5 protein-coding genes are annotated in these 5,039 nt (G+C 43.8%); 4 read left to right on the top strand and 1 reads right to left on the bottom strand.

From position 1 onward, the window contains the following. Positions 1-91 precede the first annotated feature (91 nt). Positions 92-1,681 carry a degradosome RNA helicase CshA gene (gene cshA / locus GRP75_RS19090; RefSeq protein WP_160790063.1) on the bottom strand — a complete coding sequence of 530 codons (1,590 nt, stop codon included), beginning with the start codon at positions 1,679-1,681 and terminating at the stop codon, positions 92-94. Between the two features lie 325 nt (positions 1,682-2,006). Here cshA and GRP75_RS19085 point away from each other — a divergent pair, with 325 nt between their 5' ends. From GRP75_RS19085 to GRP75_RS19070, 4 genes are all read left to right on the top strand, one after another. Further along, entirely contained in the window at positions 2,007-2,828 is an 822-nt protein-coding gene (locus tag GRP75_RS19085; protein ID WP_023988017.1) for a YitT family protein, read from the top strand. 172 nt (positions 2,829-3,000) lie between these two features. Then, entirely contained in the window at positions 3,001-3,189 is a 189-nt protein-coding gene (locus GRP75_RS19080) for a hypothetical protein (protein ID WP_080683009.1), read from the top strand. Positions 3,190-3,405: 216 nt separating this feature from the next. Beyond that, positions 3,406-4,584, top strand: coding sequence for a putative glycoside hydrolase (locus GRP75_RS19075; protein ID WP_160790062.1), 1,179 nt, complete (start codon positions 3,406-3,408; stop codon positions 4,582-4,584). A 196-nt stretch (positions 4,585-4,780) separates the two neighbouring features. Continuing rightward, on the top strand, positions 4,781-5,039 hold a 259-nt coding region (locus GRP75_RS19070; RefSeq protein ID WP_272917221.1), incomplete at its 3' end, for an MATE family efflux transporter.

The raw sequence follows: 5,039 nt of genomic DNA, 5'->3' as shown, positions 1-5,039 counted from the left end.
AAAGCAGATCGCTAAAAGGTTCATTCATACTGATCAATCATAACAAAAAAGCCGAAGCTTCATCTGCTTCGACTTTTCATTATTTCATTTCTTATTCGGAAGAGGAATCTTCACGTCTTGCAGGACGACGAGTTTCTCCATTGCTGCTCGGGCGTGGTTTACGATCTCCACTGTAGCGGCTTCCTGAATCACGGTTATAGCCACCGCCTTCTTTGCCACGGTTGTAACCGCCATATCCACCTTTACTTCCACTACCGCCGGTACCGCCAGAACGGTTGGAATTGTAACCACCATTGCTGCGACCGCTATAGTTGGAAGGCTTGCGACCGCCAGAACGCACGTCTGGTTTACGACGTTTTGCACGGATCGGATCTTCTGGAGTCAACTCAATCGATGCTTCTCTTTTCTCACCAGTCATCAGTTTCAGAGCTGCGGAGAGAAGTTGTACAGAATCATATTGCTCCAGCATTTGAATAGCCAAACCTTTGTACTCGTTCAGCTCACCGCTTTCTACAGCCTCTAGGAGACGTTCAGCAATGATACGTTGTTTGCCTTCCAGAGCTTCAGCCAGCGTTGGAAGCGGCTTGCGTAGAATGCGGTGACGAGTTACACGTTCGATAAAGTGCAAATGGTCAATTTCACGAGGCGTTACGAAAGACCAAGCTTCCCCTTCTTTACCTGCACGTCCAGTACGTCCAATACGGTGAACATAGCTTTCTGGATCTTGCGGAAGGTCAAAGTTCACAACGTGAGTTACGCCGGAAACGTCCAAACCACGGGCAGCTACGTCAGTCGCTACGAGCACATCGATGCTTCCGTCACGGAATTTACGCATTACAGCATCACGTTGGTTTTGAGACAAGTCACCATGCAAACCGTCTGCAGAATATCCGCGTTTTTGCAGAGCTTCAGCCAGCTCGTCTACCCGACGCTTGGTACGACCAAATACGATAGCAAGTTCTGGGGATTCCATGTCGATCAAACGGCTCAATGCTTCGAATTTTTGACGCTCAGGAACTTCGATATAAGCCTGATCAATCAGTGGAGCACTAACTTGTTTAGGAATAACTGAAACATGCTCAGGATTTTTGAGGAATTGCTCAGCCAATCTTTTAATATTAGGAGGCATTGTAGCCGAGAAAAGCATCGTTTGGCGCTCGTCTGGAACTTGCTTCAGAATGGATTGAATATCTTCCATGAAGCCCATATCCAACATTTCATCTGCTTCATCCAAAACAACTGTGTTTACATCTTCCAGCTTGATGGTTTTGCGATTAATATGGTCAAGCAAGCGTCCTGGCGTACCAATAATAATTTGAGGTTTCTTTTTCAAAGCACGAATCTGGCGTACGATATCTTGTCCACCATAGATTGGCAAAGTACGAAGACCTTTGAAACGGGAGAGTTTTTCGATTTCTTCAGCTACCTGGATAGCAAGCTCACGTGTTGGTGCCATGATCAGGGCTCTGATTTTTTCGTCGCTTCTAGAAATTTTGTTGATCAGCGGAATACCAAACGCAGCAGTTTTACCAGTACCTGTTTGGGCTTGGCCAATCATGTCTCTGCCTTGCAGTGCAATCGGGATGGATTGGGATTGAATTGGTGTTGCTTCTTCAAAACCCAGTTCTGTAATCGCCTGAATTACTTTCGGTTCAAGATCAAATTCTGCAAATGTCGTCAAATTTATTCAAACTCCTTCATAATGGTGGATGTGGTGGACAATCCACAATGTTGTCTGTATTCTTAAGTAGCGATATTATTGTATAAGTTTTCCCCAATACAGTGACAGTTTATTTAGACCTATAACTGCATCTTTCTGTAATGAATTTGGGGAACCTATCCGATACATCTTAAACGAATTTATCCTTTTTAAAACAGTTTAAATTTTAAGTGTTTCTCTGGACATAGGTCCCTACTCAAGAATATCCACATCGCATTATAGCACAGAACAATTCATGAATACCAGCAAGTTGCTTCCCGTATAATTTAAATGAGGTGAAATTAAGTTGTTAAAAATAGTGTTAAACTGCTTAACTGTCATTTTTGGAGCCGCTGCCATTGCATGCGGTTTTAATCTGTTTCTCGTGCCACACCACTTGCTGAGCGGAGGAGTAGCCGGGCTTTCCATGTTAATCGGCTACTTCACAAAATTTGATATCAGCGCGATGTATTTTATTATTAATATCCCGATGCTTATTGCAGGCTGGTTTATTTTAGGCAAGCGTTTTATTAGCCTGAGCATTTTATCCGTTGTCGTTACAACGTGGATTTTGGCGTGGGTGCCGGTGCAATCTGTCGTGTCGGACCCCCTGCTGGCCTCCGTTTTTGGTGGGGTAATGATCGGCGTTGGAGCAGGAATTTCCTTTCGGGTAGGAGGGTCCACGGGCGGTTTTGACATTATCGGTTCCATCGTCACTCGTTATCGTGACTTCCCCGTAGGAACTGTACTTGTTGGCATGAATGGACTGGTCATTCTTGCAGCAGGATATTTGAACGATGATTGGAATATTGCACTTGCGTCGATGCTATCTATTTTTGTGACTGGCAAGGTATTGGATCAAATCTATGTCAGTCACACGAAGATTACCGTCTACATTATTACAGAACACACCGACAAGCTACTGGAGCGGATGTTGACCACACCACGCGGTGTTAGCAAAATAAAAATTGAAGGCGCATTTTCACATACCGAAAAGGACATGCTGATGACTGTCACGACACGCTACGAGCTAGTTGAATTAAAACGCATCATTAAAGAAGTGGACCCTTCTGCTTTTGTCAATATTGTGGAAACGGTTGGGGTGATGGGTTCATTTCGCCGAAGATAAGCACAAACCTAAGTGTCAAAATACAGTTTCTGTGGTACACTATATGTGCGCTGTTCCCATAGTATATAAAGACCAGCTTTACCTGCTATTTCACAGGCACTTTGCTTTTCCGAATCGTATTGAATGATTCTTTTGGAATGATTCCGAGCAGGAAAGGGTGATTTTTGTGGAAATGGAAACGGTAAAACTGTCCGACATTGTCTTAAGATGGTACCCGGAAATGCTCCCTTCTCTCAAAAAGGATGAGCTGAACTCGATGATTGTGCTTCGGGACGGGATGGCCATACTCAAGCCAACGGATGCGCTAGAAATTATTCAGTACAGTATTTGCGAGCATCAAGACAATAATTATCTTCAATAAATTTCTTTACCAAGTGCCGCTTCTTCCGGTTGCATCTACGACCGCGAAGAGAGCGGCATTATTTATGCATTTTTATGGATTCAATGAGCACCGGTTGGGTTAATCATGTAAGACTGTGCCTGATGATTCCAGTATTGGTTACAAGCGTGTTGTTTTTCGATACATAACTTTACGTATAATCAGGTAAGCGACATACATAAGGGAGAGAGTTAGGAAATGAATATGATTTGGGCAATTATGCTATTGGCGATGGGGATAGGCGGAAACGGGGATCAGTCAGCCAACGCTCCAAATGTAAAAGATACGGTGGCAACAACAATTAGCAGCGCCATGATTCAGGCTCAGCACAATAATATGAAGGTGGATGCCTCCAATCCTTCGGTTAAAATTGACCCACAACCGACGACTCCTGCTATCAAGGGCATCTATGTCACGGCTTATAGCGCAGGCGGTTCGCGTATGATCCAGTTGCTTGAACTGCTTGACAAGACAGAGCTCAATTCCATGGTTATTGATATTAAAGACGATGCAGGTTACATCACTTATCCAACGACCACTCCCGAGCTGCTCAAATTGGGCAAGCCGCAAAAATTCATTCGGGATATTTCCGGTTTGATGGACCGATTGAAAAAGCATAATGTTTACCCGATTGCTCGTATTGTCGTATTTAAAGATACGGTACTGGCCAACAAAAATCCCGAGATGTCTTTCCGTAACCCTGACGGCTCTGTCTGGAAAAACGGCAAAGGAGACGGGTTCGTTAATCCCTATAATAAAGAAGTATGGGATTATAATATCGCCATCGCTAAGGAAGCAGCCAAACTTGGTTTTAAGGAAATTCAATTTGACTATGTACGTTTCCCCGAAGGCTTTGAGAAAAGAGCAGACAAGCTGAAATATACCAAATCAGATCAATCCCGCTCGGATGCAGTCGCTGAATTCGTACAATATGCCCGCAAAGAGCTTGCTCCATTAGGTGTGCGAGTATCGGTAGATATTTTCGGATATGCCGCATCCGTTCCTGCTGCGGAGGGGATCGGACAGGATTTCACTAAAATCTCCGAAAATGTGGATGTCATTTCGCCCATGGTTTATCCAAGTCACTACACCACAGGCTGGTTCGGTGTAAAAGATCCCGATAAGAATCCTTACCAGACGATTAAAGGCTCCATGGCCGATACCCACAAAAAGCTCGATCCGACGGGCAAGCTAAAGCCAATTATTCGTCCTTGGATCCAGGATTTTACCGCAAGTTGGTTGGGGAGCGGACATTATGCCAAGTATGGGAAAACTCAAGTAGAGGATCAAATTCGCGCGCTTAAGGATATGAAAGTGGATGAATATTTACTCTGGAATGCCACAAACCGCTATACAAGTGGAGTAACTTACAAATAATTTATCCCTCCGGACATCTCGTTCTCTTATACAAGATTTAGAAATTATATAATTATTTCGAAGGCTGTCCCGTTGTTTGGCGAACGGGTGCAGTCTTTTTTATTACTGTTCAAATGTAGCGGTATCCCTTACAATAAATACTTACATGTTATGATATATACAAATAATCAATCCCTAGTAAATGAGGAAAACAAAAATGCAATTGACACTAACAACGGGGCAGAAATGGAAGCAGCTTTTCTACATTTTGCTCCCTATCCTGATTACCCAGCTTGCACTATCTGCCATGACTTTTTTCGATACGAATATGTCAGGGCACTTTTCCCCTGCCGATCTGGCTGGAGTAGCCATTGGAGTAAGCCTATGGGTTCCTGTACAAACAGGCCTTAATGGAATACTTATGGCTATCACGCCCATTGTATCTCAATTGGTAGGAGCACAGCGCAAAGATAAAG

This window comes from Paenibacillus sp. OT2-17, from assembly GCF_009827695.1.
GTDB classification, from domain to species: domain Bacteria; phylum Bacillota; class Bacilli; order Paenibacillales; family Paenibacillaceae; genus Paenibacillus; species Paenibacillus polymyxa_B.
Note: the sequence above shows the minus strand (reverse complement) of the source record. Positions and strands in the feature narration are given on the sequence as shown.

Excerpts from the sequence above, each read along its gene's own strand:
- GRP75_RS19080 (WP_080683009.1), top strand. The coding sequence starts at position 3,001 with ATGGAAACGGTAAAACTGTCCGACATTGTCTTAAGATGGTACCCGGAA.
- GRP75_RS19075 (WP_160790062.1), top strand. The coding sequence starts at position 3,406 with ATGAATATGATTTGGGCAATTATGCTATTGGCGATGGGGATAGGCGGA.